This window comes from Paraburkholderia sp. SG-MS1, from assembly GCF_012275575.1.
Classification (GTDB): Bacteria; Pseudomonadota; Gammaproteobacteria; order Burkholderiales; family Burkholderiaceae; genus Paraburkholderia.
Genome location: NZ_NPIH01000024.1, coordinates 1 through 15,628, shown reverse-complemented (window position 1 = coordinate 15,628; position 15,628 = coordinate 1). Strand labels below are relative to the sequence as shown.

The window sequence follows — 15,628 nt, the reverse complement described above, 5'->3', positions numbered from 1 at the left end:
CACTGCTTTACCGACGGTCCTTGCGCGGCTGCACGCGGCCGCCGCCGTGGCCGCGCATCCTCACATCGGCTTAGAACGTTTCGTGATGCTCGTTGCGGCCAATATCCGCATGAACCATCATGTGGCACAACTGTTCGAGCGTGGTCTGCGGCTGCCAGCCGAGCGTATCGCGTGCCTTGTCCGCGCTGCCGATCAACAGGTCGACTTCGGCCGGGCGATAGAACCTGGGATTCACGCGCACCAGCGTCTTGCCGGTCGCGACATCGATACCGGTCTCACGCTCGTCCTTACCTGCCCACTCGATCTGATAACCCGCGGCGTTGAACGCCATGCGCACGAAATCGCGGACCGTCTCGGTGCGGCCGGTGGCGAGCACGAAGGTGTCCGGCGTGTCGGCCTGCAGCATGCGCCACATACCTTCGACGTATTCGAGTGCAAAGCCCCAGTCGCGCTGCGCGCTCAGATTGCCGAGTTCCAGCACGTCCGCTTTGCCGAGCTTGATCTTCGCGACCGTGTCGGTGATCTTGCGCGTGACGAACTCGCGGCCGCGCAGCGGCGATTCGTGATTGAACAGAATGCCGCTGCTGGCAAACAGGTTGTACGACTCGCGATAGTTGATGGTCGACCAGTGCGCAAACAGCTTGGCGACGCCATACGGGCTGCGCGGATAGAAGGGCGTGCTCTCGCGCTGCGGCACCGCCTGCACGAGGCCGAACATTTCGGAGGTCGACGCCTGGTAGAAGCGCGTCTTTGGGCTCAGAATCCGCAGGCCTTCGAGCAGATTCAGCGCGCCGACGCCGGTCACTTCGGCGGTGGTCACGGGCTGATCGAACGAGACGCCCACGAAGCTTTGCGCGGCGAGGTTGTACAGCTCGTCGGCCTGCGCGCCTTCGAGCAGGCGCAGCGTCGAACCGAGGTCGGTCAGATCGTGCTCGACCAGACGCAGATTCGGATGATCGAGCACGCCGAGCTCACGCATGCGCCAGAAATTGACCGAGCTCGTGCGCCGGTACGTGCCGGTCACGTGATAACCCTTTTCGAGCAGCAGTTTGGTCAGATAGGCGCCGTCCTGCCCGGATACGCCGGTGATGATCGCTTTGCGTGGTTGGCTGTGTGGTTGGCTCATGGCTTGCCTTCGATATTGGTAAAAGAAAAAAGGAAGAAGCGTTCGCACCCGCCAGGGCGCATTTCATCGGCACACTCGAAAGCGCATTTCAGAAGCACGATTCACCTGCGTCATGAAGCGGACTTCGCAAAGCGCGCTTGAAAAAGCGCTTCAGGGCGTGCCGTCCAGCAGCCGCCGCACCAGCGGGTCGACGACCTGATAATCCTGTTCGGCCTTGATCCGGTAGAGCCCCGGTTTCGGATGCGCGCCGTCCGACATCAGCGTCTTCCAGTCGGGCAGACTGCTGACGTAAGCGAACTGGTCGACGAGCGGCACCCGCTGTTCGGCGGCCACGCGGCGCGTCATGGCGACCATCACGGCGAGCCGTGCGTTGAGCCGGTTGTCGGGCATCGGGTTCGACGTCTGCAGAACCGGCTCTTTGCCTAACGCGCGAGCGGTCTTCACGAGCTCCGTTTCAGCCGCATAAAACTGCTCGGGCGTCTGGTTTTGCATCACTTCGTTGATGCCGTAGTTGATCAACACGATCTGCGCAGGCGAGGCGGCGAGGCGTTCGCGCCATGGCAGACCCGCAGTCGGGCCGGCGCGGCGGTTGCCGGTGCCGTCGCGCAGTTGCGTGGCCATCGTGCCGCCTACGCCGAAATTCGTGACACGCACGCGATCGCCGTGATGCGCGCTCAGCTCATCCTGCAAACAGGACACGGCGTTTTGCGGCTGCGGGCCGCAGTGGCCGTCGTTGCAGGTGATGCCGAGCGTGGTCGAATCGCCGTAGGCGTCGATCTGGACTTGCTGTTGCGTTGGCGTTTGCGGCCGCGGCTTTTGCGCCGCATCGGTACGGGCTGCGCAGGTCTCGGGCGCGAATGCGAGTGCCATCGCCAGCGAGCCGGTCAACGCGGCGGCCCATGCGCGCCCAGGCACGCCAACACGCGCACTCGACATCGGCGCCGCGACCCTCCGGCTCGCAGCAAGTGCGCCACGGCGTCTCATGCGCGGCTTTGCGGCGCAGCGCCCGCTCGCCGCGCGACACTGCCGCCGGACGGTGCATGCGTCTGCGCCTCGCCTGGTACATGAGCTGGCACATGCGCCTGCTTCTTGCCGCGCGCACCAAAAATCAACCGCTTTTCGAACGCGAACCACGTGATGCTCGCGTAGGCGAGCGTGATCGCGAGCGCACAGCCAGCGGTCAGATAACGGTTCAGATGCAGCGGCCACAGCACGTACAGCACGCTCAGGTGAATCAGGTAAATCGTGTAGCTGATGGTGCCGATATAGACCAGCACGGGATTGCACAGCAGCCGTTTGACGATGCCCTTGCTTTGCAGGGCGATGACCACGACGGAAGTACAAAGCACCAACGAAACGCTGTAGAGCCCGGCATTCGACAAAGGCGTATTGGCCGCGCGAAAGCGCGGAAAGTGCAGATGCAGCCACGCCAGCACGGCCAGTGCGGCGAAGAAACCGAGTACCGCGAGCCACTTGTACGGCTCGAGCGCATGGCGGTCGCGCCGCACCGCCACCGCGAGCAGCGCGCCGGCTGCGAGCAGGTCCATGCGGAACGGCGTCAGGTAATAGATGGGCCAGAACGAGTCGAACCAGGGCGTGGCCACGGCGCGCAGCACCGGCACCAGGACGATCAGCGCGGCCGCCACGTAGCCGAGCAGACGCTCGGGCACGAGCAGGATCACAAATGGCCAGACGATATAGAACTGCTCTTCGACCGCGAGCGACCACAGCACGTTGAGACTGTCGTGACCGCTCTGATTGAGCGCGTCGCCGATATTCGTCGCGAAAAACGCATACCAGTACCAGTGCTGCGCCCACGCGAGGCCAAACAGCAGCGACGACACCACCATCAGCAGCAGATACGGCGGCAGGATGCGCCGCGCGCGGCGTGCGTAGAAGTAGCGGAAATACGATTGCCCGCGGTCCTTGCGATCGAGCAGGATGCCGCTGATCAGAAAGCCGCTCAGGACAAAAAACAGATCGACGCCCATCCACAGCGGCGCTTTCAATGCGTGCTGCGCGAACACCGCAAGCACGGCGATGGCGCGCAAACCGTCGAGCTGCACGATGCGGGAATGGGAGGGCGCGAGGGGCAATGCGCTGGCAGTCATGAACCGTCCATGGTGTGAAGCGGATGGGCCGGGCGAAGCGTCACGCGAGATTCCACACGGGGCGGGCGCGCTCGCATCGGTCGCAACGGAAGTGCAATCGATTCTAGGGAAAAGAAAATCGCGAAAAAACGGGAATGAATTGGATAAATGAATCAGATTGCAACAGGGTGTTTCGTTATTCATTTCTGCGGGATTTATATGCTTGTCTTGTGAGCGGTGTAGCGAACGGCAAATATGTAATAAATGCAGCGCGCACGCGCTGGGATCGGTAAGGATGGGCAAAACCATGCCGCGCGATACGGTTCGTTCACGTGTCCTCTTTTAATCGATTTTTAAATCGATTTCTTTCACGATGCTTAAAGCGTCGAATATTTTTGAATTATTTTCGATTTTCGTCGCGGTGTTTTTTCCGCGTAATGTGGCCAGGGCGGTGACCCATGCCGGCAGGCGTGCGCACTGGCATGTCCAGGACGGTGCGTGGGCCGTCGCGCGGGTGGCCGGTCGGGCCATCGTCTGAATGTCGCCTGAATGAATGTCGCATTGGCGCGCTGTCTCGCAGCTGCCGTCCTTCCTGCACGAATCGGTCGCACGTTCCTGTGTGGCTTCCGGCGGCCCGGCCCGTCACATCACTGACTTTTGTATCGTCGCGCGGGCTCGTGCCCGAACGCGGCGTTGACTGGAGGACCTACCTTGCCCCGTTTCACGTTCAAAAGCTGGTTTGCCGTATCGGCATGCGCCGCCGCATTGGCCGCAGGAGCGGTCAGTGTCGCGGCGCGCGCGGAGACCGCGTTGAACGCGAAAACCTCATGGATCGGCAACAGCTTCGGGTTCGGCGACGGCATGTGGGCGCAGATCGACATCACCGCGATCGCGGTCGCGCCCGACGGCAAGGTGTACACGAACGCGCCATGGGACGAGAGCGGCGCCGAAGCGAGCGTCTATCAGAACGGCAAGATGCTCGGCTTCGCTGGCGGCACGCATGGCTGGGGCAATGGCGGCGGCAACGCGGTCGCGGTGAATCGCAAGTACGCGTTCGTGGCGATCGCGGTCGGCAACGAAAAGGGTCATCTGGTCGAGCAGGGCGTGTGGCCCGAGAAGGGCAAGCAATGGTTCGGCATTTCGCGCCGGCAGATCGCCGATCCGAAGCGCGCCGCACCGTTCCAGCCCGCCGCGAAAACGGCGGACCCGCACGCGCAACTCGCGGCCGGCTTCCTGATGATGAACGAAGTGCCGACCGGCACGAGCGCTGAAATCGGCGGTCTCGCGGCGAACGACACCACGCTTTACGCGGCGAACACCGCGCGCGAGCGCATCGAGGTGTACGACGCCGAATCGATGCAGAAGAAGGCTGCCTGGGACGTGCACGAACCCGGCCGCCTCGCGCTCGCGCCCGACGGCACGCTGTGGGTGCTGAGCGGCACGCGCGGCGAACACGCGCGCATCGAGCATTACACGGCCACCGGTCAGCGCATCGAGGAAAACTTCACGCTGCCCGCCGACACGGTCGCGGTCGACCTCGCTGTCGACGCGCAAGGCCGCGTCCTGATCGCCGACAACGGCCCGCGTCAGCAAGTGCTGTTCTTCACGAAGAGCAACGGCCGCTATGCGGAGTCGGGTACGCTCGGGGAGAAAGGCGGCATTTTCAGCGGCGTGGCCGGCAAGCCTGGTCCACGCCGTTTCAACGGACTCACCGGCGTCGGCGTGGATGCGCGCGGCAACGTCTACGTATCGACCAACGGCATCGGTCCGCGCTACGCGCCGATCGGCGCGGGCCTAGGCGCGACGCTCGAAAGCTATGCGCCCGACGGCAAGCAGAACTGGCAGGTGCAGGGGCTTTTGTTCGTCGATGGCGCGTGGATCGATCCGTCGCGGCCGGACAGCGTCTACACCGGCAACAAGCGCTTCGAGCTCGATCTGTCGAAGCCCGCCGGACAGGACTGGAAATACGTAGGGTTCCTGTCTAACCGTTTCAGGTACCCCGACGATCCGGTCTTCCACACGGATCAATACCCGGGCCTGCCGATCGCCCGCAAGCTCAAGGGCCGCACCTTCCTCTATCTGACGGACATGTATGCGGATCATCTGAAGATCTATCGCTTCGATCCGCAACATGACGGCGAAACCGCGATTCCTTCGGGCTTCATCGCGGGCCGCGAGCGCGCGGTCGCGAAGGTGCCGAATGCGCCGCCGGGCGGCGACTGGATCTGGCGCGACACGAACGGCGACGGCCGCTTCGATAGCGACGAATTCACGCTCAACACGACGGGCACGAAGCTCGCGGGCGGCTGGGGCTGGTGGGTCGATACCAACGGCGACATCTGGCGCACGCGCGATACCAAGGGCATCTACCGCTTCCGTTTTGGCGGGCTGGATGCGAAGGGCAATCCGGTCTACTCGTATTCGAATCTCACGCAATACCCGGTGCCGCAGCCGTTCACCGAACTGCACCGCGCGATCTACGACCCTGCCACCGACGCGATGTACGTGACCGGCTACACGTCCGACACGCCAGTCGATCGCGGCTTCTGGAAAGAGGTGGGGCGCGTGCTGGTGCGCTACGACAAGTGGGCGAGCGGCAATCCGGTGCAGCGCTACGCGATCACGCTGCCGTGGCAGACGCAGGGCAAACCCATCGCGACCATCATCGGCCTGACCGTCGAGGGGCAATACATCTTCGGCGTCGAACCGGTCGGTGCGGTGCATGTGTGGGACAAGGACGGCGGCCGCGAACTCGGCGTGATCCGGCCGGGCGCGGAAGTGGGGCGCGCATCGGGCTGGGTGGACGTGCCCAACGGCATCAGCGCGGCCAAGCGCGCCAACGGCGAGTACCTGATATTCGTCGAGGAAGACGCGCGCGGCAAGGTGCTGATGTACCGCTGGAAACCGTGATTCACCGTGACCAAAAACGCAAACGCAAACGCAGTCAACTCAAGGCATCCGATGGACAAAGGCATTCTCAGGAACGTAACGATCAATTTCGTCGGGCTGGTGCTGCCGACCTTCGTCTCGCTCGTCACCGTGCCGTCGTATATCAAGCTGCTCGGCGTCGAGCGCTACGGCGTGATCAGTCTCGTGTGGACGTTGATCGGCTACTTCGGGATTCTCGATCTCGGCATGAGCATGGCCGCGCAGAACCACATCTCGAAGGCGCGCGCTTCCGGCGACAAGGACGAAAGCGCGCGGGTGTTCTGGAGCGCCACGTGGCTCAATCTCGCGACCGGGGTGATCGGCGGACTGATCATCTACTTTGGCGCGTTTCTCTATACCGCCTATTTCACCAAGGTGTCGCCCGAGCTGCAGCATGAGGTCTATATGGCGCTGCCGTGGCTCGCGGTGGCGATTCCGATTGCCAACGTGTCATGGGTGTTCGCCGGCGCAATCAACGGCGCGGAACGCTTTGGCGTCTACAACACCAACCAGACCATCGGCACGTTCCTGTTCCAGCTGCTGCCGCTCGGCGCCGCGTGGTGGCTCGGCGCGACGTTGCAGAACGTGCTCGCCGCGGCGGTGTTGGCGCGGATTCTCGCGGCGCTTCTGCTCGGCCGCTCCGCGCTGAAGGTGCTCGAACTGCGCCGCGTTCTGCCGCCGCAATTCGGTGTGGCCAAGGGGCTGTTCAATTTCGGCGGCTGGATGCTGATTGCCAGCGTCACCACGATGATCGCCGACTCGCTCGATCGCGTGATGCTCGGCTCCCGTCTTGGCGCGCGTTTCGTGACCTATTACACGGTGCCGCAGAACCTCGTGACGCGGCTGAACATCGTACCGACCGCGCTGGTGCGTACGCTGTTTCCGCGTTTGTCCGCAGTCGGCCGCGCGGATGCCGACACCATCACGCAGCAGTCGCTCGAATTTCTCAATGGCGTGTTCACGCCGGTCGCGCTGGTTGCAATGCTGGTGCTCGAACCGTTCCTGCATCTATGGGTCGGCAATGAGATCGCCACCGTCGCCGCGCCGGTGGGTCGCATCATGATCGTCGCCGTGTGGCTGGTCGGACAGGCGAATGTCACGCGGATCCTGATCCAGTCGCAGGTCAGTCCGGCTACGGCCGCACGCGTCGGTCTCGTCGAATTGCCCCTGTTTGCAGGGGCTTTGTGGCTCGGCATCACGCATTTCGGGCTGACCGGCGCGGCAGTGGCGGTGGCCGGCCGCGCGCTGTTCGACTATGCGGTGCTGCTGCATTTCTCGGCGATCCGCGCGCGCCAGATCGCGCTCGACATGCTGGCTCACCTCGCTTTCCTGCTCGCGAGCCTGTGGCTCGCGAGCTTCCTGCCGGGTCTCGCGCTGGCGATCGCCGCCGGCGCCTTGATGGTCGGCGCGAATCTCGCCTGGTCGATCACGATGACCCCCGCCTTGCGCAATCTTGCGCGTTCACTGCTGTTGCGACTGAATCCGAGGAAAAGCGCATGAACCAGGACCTCCTTGAAGAAGCCGTGCTGCGGCCCGCGAAGCGCAGCGCGCTCGCCGAACTCACTGGCGTGCCCGGCGTGCAGGCCACGCCGCGCCGGGCCGCGGTCCGCGCCGATAAAACGGTGCGCATCGCGATCGTGCATGACTGGCTCGTCACCTATGCGGGCGCGGAGAAAGTGCTCGAGCAGATCGTCGCGTGCTTTCCGCACGCGGACCTGTTCAGTCTCGTCGACTTTCTCGACGACCGCAGCTTTCTGCGCGGCAAATCGGTCACGACGTCGTTCATCCAGAAGCTGCCGCTCGCGCGCAGCAAGTACCGCTCGTATCTGCCGCTGATGCCGCTCGCGATCGAGCAGCTCGACGTGTCGGCGTACGACGTGGTGATCTCCAGCAGCCATGCGGTCGCCAAGGGCATCCTGACCGGCCCCGACCAGGTGCATATCAGCTACGTGCATTCGCCGATCCGCTACGCGTGGGACCTGCAGCATCAATACCTGCAGCAGTCGAAACTGACCAACGGTCCGAAGTCGGCGCTCGCGCGGCTGATCCTGCATTACATCCGCAACTGGGATATCCGCACATCGAACTCGGTGGACGGCTTCGTCGCGAACTCGGAGTTCATCGCGCGGCGCATCAAAAAGGTCTATCAGCGCGAGGCGCAGGTGATCTTTCCGCCGGTCGACGTCGAAGCCTTTTCGTTATGCACCGAAAAGGACGACTTCTATCTGACCGCATCGCGGATGGTGCCGTACAAGAAGATCGACCTGATCGTCGAGGCGTTCGCGCGCATGCCCGAGCGCAAGCTGGTCGTGATCGGCGACGGTCCCGACATGGAGAAGATCCGCGCGAAGGCGGGGCCGAACGTCGAGATCATGGGCTACCAGCCGTTCAAGGTGCTCAAGGACCGGATGAGCCGCGCGAAGGCCTTCGTGTTCGCCGCCGAGGAAGACTTCGGCATTTCGGTGGTCGAAGCGCAGGCGTGCGGCACACCGGTAATTGCCTACGGCAAGGGCGGGGCGCTCGAAACCGTGCGCGATCTGTCGGAGCCGCGCCCCACCGGCATGTTTTTCGATGAGCAGGATGCCGAATCGATCGTCGCCGCGGTCGAGCGTTTCGATACGCACATCAAGCGTTTTTCGCCGATGGATTGCCGGGCCAACGCCGAGCAGTTTTCCGCCGCGCATTTCCGCGAACGTTTCTTCGCGCATGTGCGCGCGGCGGTGCCGGCCTTGCGCAGCGCGCAACTGCCGGCCTACTTCCCCTACAAGGCGGACGCCGCCGCGAGCGCGCCGCGCATCCTCGCCGTCGATCAAAGCGGCGTGCTCGGTGGCGCCGAGCTCTCGCTGCTGGAAATCGTCAAGGCGCTGCGCTCGCGCATCGAGGTCGTGCTTTTCGACGACGGCCCGTTTCGCACGGCGCTCGATCAGGCGGGCGTGACAGTCTCCGTGCTCGATGCGGGCGCGCTGCGTCATGTGAAGAAACAGGGCGGTTCGTTGCCAAAGGGTGCGGCGCTCAAGGGCCTGCTGTCGCTCGTGCGCGCCACCGCGAAACGCGCGCGCAAGGCGGACGTGATCTACGCGAACACGCAGCGCGCGATGGTGATCGGGGCGATCGCCGGCAAGCTCGCGAAACGGCCGGTAGTCTGGCACCTGCGCGACATCGTGAGTCCCGAGCATTTCGGCGGCAAGCAACTCGCGATCATCAAATGGTGCGCGCGGTTCGGCCTCACGCATGTGATCGCCAACTCGGCGGCATCGGCGCAGGCGTTCGCGAAGCTCACGCAATTCGACGACAAGCGTATCGACGTCGTCTTCAACGGCATTTGCGCCGAGCCGTTCGACGCGTTGCGCGCGGTGCCGCAAACGGCGCTGCGCGAGCGGCTGAATCTGCCGCGCGACGCGTTCCTCGCGGGCTCGTTCAGCCGCCTCGCGCGCTGGAAAGGGCAGCACGTGCTGCTCGAAGCGATGGTGCTCAATCCGCAGATGCACGCGGTGCTGGTCGGCGCGCCGCTCTTCGGCGAGGACCAGTACGAGAGCGAATTGCATGCGTTCGTCGCCGCGCACGATCTCGGCGACCGGGTGCATTTCCTCGGCTTCCAGCACGACATTCCGGCCTGCATGTGCGCGGTCGACGCGGTCGTCCATACGTCGATCACGCCCGAGCCGTTCGGCCGCGTGATCGTCGAAGGGATGCTCGCGCAGCGGCCGGTGGTGGCGGCCCGCGCAGGCGGTGTGCTGGAGATCATCGACGACTACGAGAACGGCGTGATGTGCACGCCCGGCGATGCGCACGGTCTCGCCGACACGCTCGCGGAATTGCGCTCGAACGACGACCTGCGCAACAAGCTCGTCAGAAACGGCTACCAGACGGCGCTGAGCCGCTTCGGCACTGCGACCTATGTCGACGGTGTCGCGCGGATCCTGAAACGCGTGGCGGGGCGTTAAATGGGCGACGGCGGCCTGGGGAGGATCGATCCCTCGGGCCGCCGCTGTCGATGCAGGTTCAGGCAGGTTCGATGCGCTGCGGCGCGCACAGGTTTGACGCGGGGGTAGGCAGGGACTCGGCCGGTTCCTGTCGTTGGCGTAGCGGAGCGAAAGTCAGCAGCTTTCGCTCCGTTTTTTTATTGCTGTTTCAGAGTGCCGCGACTTATTGCTGCGGCTTCACGGCTTTCGGCTTGAAACTGGCTGACCACTTCATGGCGGGCAGCTCAACCAGCCGGTAGAACACGTAGGCGGCCGGCACCGCCACGAGCATATAGCCGAACGATGGCCAGATCGACATCTGCAACGCCGAGCGGAACAGCAGCGACGACAGCAGCACGAAAATCGGCAGATGGATCAGGTACAGCGAAAAGCTGAAATCGCCGAACCGGGACAGCAGCCGCGTGCCGAAGCTTGCGCGTGGCGGCCCATTGCGGCGATCCAGCGCCTTGTACAGATAGAACGCGAAGCCGAGCGCCCACAACTGGAACGCACCGTACTGGCCGAAATGGAACGCCACGCAGCCGAGCGCGATAAAGCCCGCAGCCAGGGCGTAAAGCCATGTCGGCGAGCGGGTCTGCGGTGCGCTGCGAACCTTGGCGTCGGCGATCCACGCGCCGAGCGTCCATGAGAACCAGTACGACGTGAAGAACTGGAGGTCATGGCGTTCGAGTACATAGGCCGACACCACGTTGACCACGGCGACGAGCGCCAGCACCGACGTCATGCCGACGCGCCGGCGCAGTGCGAACAGCAGCGGATAGATCGCGTAGAACTGCACCTCGAGCGACAGCGTCCACAGTGCGCCGTTCGATCCGTAGGTCTTGCCGGCCACGCCTTGCAGCGAGAACAGGTTGACGAGAAACGCCTGCAGGCCGATCTCGCGGATCTTGTGGCTAACGGGCGGCAGTTGCAGGCTGAACCAGTCGAGCGCAAAAGTCAGCACCAGCGCCGCGAGCAGCACCGGATAGATGCGCGCGAAACGGCGTACCCAGAAATTGGCCGCGTCGAGCCGGTAAGCGGGATTGGCCGCAAGGCGCAGCGCGCCGCCGCGATGAATGCAATAACCGCTGATCACGAAGAAAATCGGCACACCTGCCGAGCCCCACGCGATCGGGAACGTCAGATAGGCGGCGATCGCGCCCAGGCTGAACGAATGGCCAACACTTTGATGAAACGCCTGCATGCCGACCCATGCGACCTGGCGGCAATGAAAATACGCGACCAGCAACGCGGCGAAGCCACGCATCGCGTCGATCACGTGTTCCTTGCCGGCGCTGTCGACGCGCACTTCGGCTGACGCACGGGTGGCGGCGCTGGCCGCGCGCGCAGGGCCAGAGGGCGAAAGGGGCAGGGATGAGCCGGCGGCATCCAGTACTGAGTCGCTCATGCGCGGTCCTTATTCTGAATCTGAACGGGAAAAGCGGATTGACGGGCGCTGTACGCGCCCGCGATGGATCACATGCTAGAGCACCATGGCCGCAAAAAATCGATAAAAAATTGCCTGTCCGTTTGAATTGAATGGCGATTTTGTGACGAATTGTAATTGAGCATAAGCAGTTGCGGCGGCGAATTATTTACCGCTTTTGTCGTGCTAATTTAAAGCACGGATTTTCTTGACCAGAGGTGAAGTCATGAACCTGCATTTACTCGCCGGCATTGCCGTGCTGCTGATCCTCGTCGCCGCCTCCGCTTACCGCGAGGCCTTGCGTAACGAGCCGATCCGCCGTTACCGGATGAATCCCGGCAAGCTGCCGCCCATCGATGAAAACGAATGACGCGGAACGTCGATCGATGAAACATGCGTGACAGTGCCACGCTTCACTGCCATGCCGACGCCGGCCGCCCTACGGCCGACCAGCTGGTTTGATACGTAAAATTTTCGGAATCACCGGAAATAATTCAATTGATATATGTAATTATTTCCTGACGCTTATCGCGATTCGGCATATTGAAAGCAAATCGATTTATTTTTCTGATTCGATAAAAATCGCACGTGAAACGCGTGAATTTTTTTGCTAGTCTTTCCGGCGACATCGAATTCGCCGCCAGGTCCGCGAACACACCAACTTCTAACCGATGTGGGAATGCCTACCATGCTGAAAGTCACCAAAGCCGTGTTTCCCGTAGCGGGCCTCGGGACACGATTCCTGCCGGCTACCAAAGCAAGTCCTAAGGAAATGCTGCCGATCGTGGACAAGCCGCTGATCCAGTACGCAGTCGAGGAAGCGATTGCCGCCGGCATCACCGAGATGATCTTCGTGACGGGCCGCAGCAAGCGCGCGATCGAAGATCACTTCGACAAGTCCTATGAGATCGAATCCGAGCTCGAAGCACGCAACAAGCAAAAGCTGCTCGACCTCGTGCGCAGCATCAAGCCGGCCAACGTCGACTGCTTCTACGTGCGCCAGGCCGAAGCACTCGGCTTGGGTCACGCGGTGCTGTGCGCCGAAAAACTGGTGGGCGACAGCCCGTTCGCCGTGATTCTGGCCGACGACCTGCTGCATAGCTCGAAGCCGGTGATGAGCCAGCTTGTCGACACCTTCAATCACTATCACAGCTCGGTGATCGGCGTCGAAACCATTGCGCGCGAAGACAGCCGTTCGTATGGCGTGGTCGACGGCCGTGAGTGGGAAGACAACGTGATCAAGCTGTCGGGCATCGTGGAAAAGCCGGCGCCCGACAATGCGCCGTCGAATCTCGGCGTGGTGGGCCGCTACGTGCTGATGCCGACCATCTTCAAGCATATCCGCGCGTTGAAGCCGGGCGCGGGCGGTGAACTGCAACTGACCGACGCGGTGCAGTCGCTGCTGACCGAAGAGCAGGTGCTCGCGTATCGCTATTTCGGCACGCGTTTCGACTGCGGCAGCAAGCTCGGCTATCTCAAGGCGACGGTGGAATTCGCGCTGCGCCATCCGGAAGTGAAGGCCGATTTCGAAGCGTATCTGCAGGCGTACATGCAGAACAACCAGCCGGCCGGCGTGCCGGCGCAGTACACGGCGCAAGCGGCCTGAGTCGTTCAGCGGATGGGTTGATCCGCTGCTCAACCGTGCGGGTACGTGCAATCGCCCCGCGCGCAAGCGTCGCACGAAAGCTGTGCCCCAGCAAAAACGGGCGCCGCATCACGCGGCGCCCGTTGTCGTTTTTCAGCCGCTTCGCTCGTCACTGAAAGCGAAGCGGCCAGCCCGCTACAGCCTTACCCCCGCTGCTTCACTTCCAGCCGGAACTTGTGCAGCAACGGTTCCGTGTAACCGCTCGGCTGTTGGCGTCCTTCGAACACCAGCGCCTGGGCGGCCTTGAACGCGATCGTGTCGAAGCCCGGCGCCATCGGTTGGTAGTGCGGGTCGCCGGCGTTCTGTTCGTCGACCACCTTCGCCATGCGCCTGAACGTCTCTTCGACCAGCTCGCGCTTCACCACGCCGTGATGCAGCCAGTTGGCGATGTGCTGGCTCGAAATGCGCAGCGTGGCGCGGTCTTCCATCAGGCCGACGTCGTGAATGTCCGGCACCTTCGAGCAGCCCACGCCCTGATCGATCCAGCGCACGACGTAGCCAAGAATGCCTTGCGCGTTGTTGTCGATCTCGCTGCGAATCTCGTCGTCGCTCCACTTCGCGGATTCGACCACCGGAATCGTCAGCAGGCCGTCGAGCAGTTCATCGCGCACCGTCGCGTAATCGGTGCGCTCCAGCTGCTGTTGAACCGCCTGCACGTCGATCTGGTGGTAGTGCAGCGCATGCAGCGTCGCGGCGGTCGGCGAGGGCACCCATGCGGTGTTCGCACCCGCCTTCGGATGCGCGATCTTCTGTTCGAGCATCGCGTGCATCAGGTCGGGCATCGCCCACATGCCCTTGCCGATCTGCGAGCGGCCGCGCAGGCCCGCGCTCAATCCGGCCAGCACGTTACTGCGCTCATACGCGGCGATCCACGCGCTCGACTTCATGTCGCCCTTGCGCATCATCGGGCCGGCTTCCATGGCCGAGTGCATCTCGTCGCCGGTGCGGTCGAGGAAGCCCGTGTTGATGAACGCGACCCGCTCCGACGCTTCGGCGATACAGGCGAGCAGGTTCACGCTGGTGCGGCGCTCCTCGTCCATGATGCCCATCTTGATCGTGTTGCGCGGCAGCTTCAGCAGGTCTTCGACGCGCGCGAACAGCTCGCTCGCGAACGCGACTTCGGCCGGGCCGTGCATCTTCGGCTTGACGATGTAGATCGAGCCGGTGCGCGAATTCAGCTTGTGCTTGCGGTCGTGCAGCGCGCACAGCGTCGTGATCACCGCGTCGAGAATACCCTCCGGAATTTCGTGGCCGTCCTTCGTCAGCACCGCCGGATTGGTCATCAAATGGCCGACGTTGCGGATGAACAGCAGCGAGCGACCATGCAGCACGACGGGCGCGGTGCCGTTCGCGGCGACGTACACGCGATCTTCGTTCAGACGCCGCGTGAAGGTCTTGCCGTTCTTCGTGACCTCTTCGGTCAGATCGCCGGTCATCAGGCCGAGCCAGTTGCGATAGAGCTGCACCTTGTCGTCCGCATCCACGGCCGCGACCGAGTCTTCGCAATCGATGATCGTGCTCACCGCCGCTTCGACCACGACATCCTTCACATGCGCCGCATCGGTCTTGCCAATCGAATCGTTCGCGTCGATCTGGATGTCGAAGTGCAGGCCGTTGTGCTTGAGCAGCACGGAGGACGGCGCGCTTTCATCGCCCTGATAGCCGATGAACTGCGCGGGCTTTGCGAGCTCACTCGTGCCGCTCTTCAACGTGACGACCAGCTTGCCGTTTTCGACGTGATAGCGCGTTGCGTCGGCATGCGAGCCGTTCGCGAGCGGGGCCGCCTGATCGAGAAACTTGCGCGCATATGCGATCACCGCGGCGCCGCGCACCGGGTTGAAGGCCTGCTGCTTTTGCGCGCCATCGGTCTCGGGGATCGCATCGGTGCCGTACAGCGCGTCGTAGAGGCTGCCCCAGCGCGCGTTCGCCGCGTTCAGCGCATAGCGCTGATTCGACAGCGGCACGACGAGTTGCGGGCCGGCCTGTTCGGCGATTTCGGTATCCACCTGGTCGGTCGTGGCTTTGACGCGCGAAGGCGCCGGCACGATATAGCCGATGCCTTCGAGGAACGCACGATATGCGCGCAGATCGCGCACCGGACCCGGATTCGCGCGATGCCAGTTATCGAGTTCGGTTTGCAGGCGGTCGCGCTCGGCGAGCAGTGCCCGATTTTTGGGCGCCAGCTCGTGCACGAGGGCGTCGAAACCCGACCAGAATGCGGCGCTGTCGATTCCGGTGCCGGGCAGGGCTTCGGTTTCGACGAACTGGTCGAGGTTGGCGGCAACCTGCAGTCCGCCGCGCGGGTTCATCTGAGTCATCGACTGCTCCATCTGTCTGAATGGGACCGATGAGGGGGCACCGGTCCGCGTGATTGCCAGTTATTGCCAGCGTGATGCCACGGGTACTTCAATTCGATCGAGGCGGGTGCGCCGTTGCCGACGCCTTCATACT

Annotated in this window: 11 protein-coding genes; 6 read left to right on the top strand and 5 right to left on the bottom strand. The window is 63.3% G+C overall.

Going from position 1 to position 15,628, the window contains the following annotated elements; translation table 11 throughout:
- Nucleotides 1–70: 70 nt before the first annotated feature.
- The 3 genes from gmd to CIC12_RS01890 form a co-directional block, all read right to left on the bottom strand.
- On the bottom strand, nt 71–1,126 hold the full coding sequence (gene gmd / locus CIC12_RS01900; RefSeq protein ID WP_168661634.1) for a GDP-mannose 4,6-dehydratase: 1,056 nt from the start codon (nt 1,124–1,126) through the stop codon (nt 71–73).
- Nucleotides 1,127–1,276: 150 nt separating this feature from the next.
- Complete coding sequence (locus CIC12_RS01895) at nt 1,277–1,996, bottom strand: SGNH/GDSL hydrolase family protein (RefSeq protein WP_168661636.1); 720 nt, start codon at nt 1,994–1,996, stop codon at nt 1,277–1,279.
- Between the two features lie 110 nt (nt 1,997–2,106).
- The gene (locus tag CIC12_RS01890) at nt 2,107–3,237 is read right to left on the bottom strand and encodes an acyltransferase family protein (protein ID WP_168661632.1); all 1,131 of its coding nucleotides are present in this window, start codon (nt 3,235–3,237) and stop codon (nt 2,107–2,109) included.
- Between the two features lie 352 nt (nt 3,238–3,589).
- Here CIC12_RS01890 and CIC12_RS32880 point away from each other — a divergent pair, with 352 nt between their 5' ends.
- The 4 genes from CIC12_RS32880 to CIC12_RS01870 all read left to right on the top strand — a co-directional run bounded on the left by CIC12_RS32880 (nt 3,590) and on the right by CIC12_RS01870 (nt 10,088).
- Complete coding sequence (locus CIC12_RS32880; protein ID WP_238812306.1) at nt 3,590–3,754, top strand: hypothetical protein; 165 nt, start codon at nt 3,590–3,592, stop codon at nt 3,752–3,754.
- A 173-nt stretch (nt 3,755–3,927) separates the two neighbouring features.
- Entirely contained in the window at nt 3,928–6,126 is a 2,199-nt protein-coding gene (locus CIC12_RS01880) for a hypothetical protein (protein ID WP_168661628.1), read from the top strand.
- Between the two features lie 51 nt (nt 6,127–6,177).
- Nucleotides 6,178–7,644: an oligosaccharide flippase family protein gene (locus CIC12_RS01875; protein ID WP_168661626.1), complete on the top strand. Its 1,467-nt coding sequence runs from the start codon at nt 6,178–6,180 to the stop codon at nt 7,642–7,644.
- Nucleotides 7,641–10,088, top strand: a complete 2,448-nt coding sequence (locus tag CIC12_RS01870) for a glycosyltransferase family 4 protein (RefSeq protein ID WP_168661624.1) — start codon at nt 7,641–7,643, stop codon at nt 10,086–10,088. Before CIC12_RS01875 ends, CIC12_RS01870 begins: the two co-directional genes overlap by 4 nt.
- Before the next feature lie 202 nt (nt 10,089–10,290).
- Here the strand turns inward: CIC12_RS01870 and CIC12_RS01865 are convergent, their stop codons facing one another.
- Nucleotides 10,291–11,514 carry an acyltransferase family protein gene (locus CIC12_RS01865; RefSeq protein ID WP_168661622.1) on the bottom strand — a complete coding sequence of 408 codons (1,224 nt, stop codon included), beginning with the start codon at nt 11,512–11,514 and terminating at the stop codon, nt 10,291–10,293.
- Between the two features lie 244 nt (nt 11,515–11,758).
- Here CIC12_RS01865 and CIC12_RS01860 point away from each other — a divergent pair, with 244 nt between their 5' ends.
- Both CIC12_RS01860 and galU read left to right on the top strand, forming a co-directional pair.
- Nucleotides 11,759–11,902 carry a hypothetical protein gene (locus CIC12_RS01860; RefSeq protein ID WP_168661620.1) on the top strand — a complete coding sequence of 48 codons (144 nt, stop codon included), beginning with the start codon at nt 11,759–11,761 and terminating at the stop codon, nt 11,900–11,902.
- A 318-nt stretch (nt 11,903–12,220) separates the two neighbouring features.
- On the top strand, nt 12,221–13,138 hold the full coding sequence (gene galU / locus CIC12_RS01855) for a UTP--glucose-1-phosphate uridylyltransferase GalU (protein WP_168661618.1): 918 nt from the start codon (nt 12,221–12,223) through the stop codon (nt 13,136–13,138).
- Between the two features lie 182 nt (nt 13,139–13,320).
- Here the strand turns inward: galU and CIC12_RS01850 are convergent, their stop codons facing one another.
- Nucleotides 13,321–15,495, bottom strand: coding sequence for a malate synthase G (locus CIC12_RS01850; RefSeq protein ID WP_168661616.1), 2,175 nt, complete (start codon nt 15,493–15,495; stop codon nt 13,321–13,323).
- Between the last annotated feature and the right edge of the window lie 133 nt (nt 15,496–15,628).

What these genes read in the sequence shown, in the direction of transcription:
- CIC12_RS32880 (WP_238812306.1), top strand. Translation starts at nt 3,590, where the DNA reads ATGCTTAAAGCGTCGAATATTTTTGAATTATTTTCGATTTTCGTCGCG.
- CIC12_RS01890 (WP_168661632.1), bottom strand. Translation starts at nt 3,237, where the DNA reads ATGACTGCCAGCGCATTGCCCCTCGCGCCCTCCCATTCCCGCATCGTG.
- CIC12_RS01850 (WP_168661616.1), bottom strand. Translation starts at nt 15,495, where the DNA reads ATGACTCAGATGAACCCGCGCGGCGGACTGCAGGTTGCCGCCAACCTC.
- CIC12_RS01875 (WP_168661626.1), top strand. Translation starts at nt 6,178, where the DNA reads ATGGACAAAGGCATTCTCAGGAACGTAACGATCAATTTCGTCGGGCTG.
- CIC12_RS01895 (WP_168661636.1), bottom strand. Translation starts at nt 1,996, where the DNA reads ATGGCACTCGCATTCGCGCCCGAGACCTGCGCAGCCCGTACCGATGCG.
- gmd (WP_168661634.1), bottom strand. Translation starts at nt 1,126, where the DNA reads ATGAGCCAACCACACAGCCAACCACGCAAAGCGATCATCACCGGCGTA.
- CIC12_RS01860 (WP_168661620.1), top strand. Translation starts at nt 11,759, where the DNA reads ATGAACCTGCATTTACTCGCCGGCATTGCCGTGCTGCTGATCCTCGTC.
- CIC12_RS01870 (WP_168661624.1), top strand. Translation starts at nt 7,641, where the DNA reads ATGAACCAGGACCTCCTTGAAGAAGCCGTGCTGCGGCCCGCGAAGCGC.
- CIC12_RS01865 (WP_168661622.1), bottom strand. Translation starts at nt 11,514, where the DNA reads ATGAGCGACTCAGTACTGGATGCCGCCGGCTCATCCCTGCCCCTTTCG.
- galU (WP_168661618.1), top strand. Translation starts at nt 12,221, where the DNA reads ATGCTGAAAGTCACCAAAGCCGTGTTTCCCGTAGCGGGCCTCGGGACA.